Source organism: Burkholderia sp. SIMBA_051, assembly GCF_046534915.1.
Classification (GTDB): Bacteria; Pseudomonadota; Gammaproteobacteria; order Burkholderiales; family Burkholderiaceae; genus Burkholderia; species Burkholderia ambifaria.
On the sequence record NZ_JAWRXS010000127.1, the window covers coordinates 1 to 322 of the forward strand.

A 322-nucleotide genomic window follows, 5' to 3' on the forward strand; every position below is an offset into this window, starting at 1 on the left:
CTCCGGTCCTCTCGTACTAGGAGCAGCCCCTCTCAAATCTCAAACGTCCACGGCAGATAGGGACCGAACTGTCTCACGACGTTCTAAACCCAGCTCGCGTACCACTTTAAATGGCGAACAGCCATACCCTTGGGACCGACTTCAGCCCCAGGATGTGATGAGCCGACATCGAGGTGCCAAACACCGCCGTCGATATGAACTCTTGGGCGGTATCAGCCTGTTATCCCCGGAGTACCTTTTATCCGTTGAGCGATGGCCCTTCCATTCAGAACCACCGGATCACTATGACCTACTTTCGTACCTGCTCGACGTGTCTGTCTCG

1 rRNA gene is annotated in these 322 nt (G+C 55.0%); it reads right to left on the bottom strand.

Annotated elements, in window-relative coordinates:
* Window positions 1-322 (bottom strand): 23S ribosomal RNA (locus tag SB771_RS33860); the annotation flags it as partial.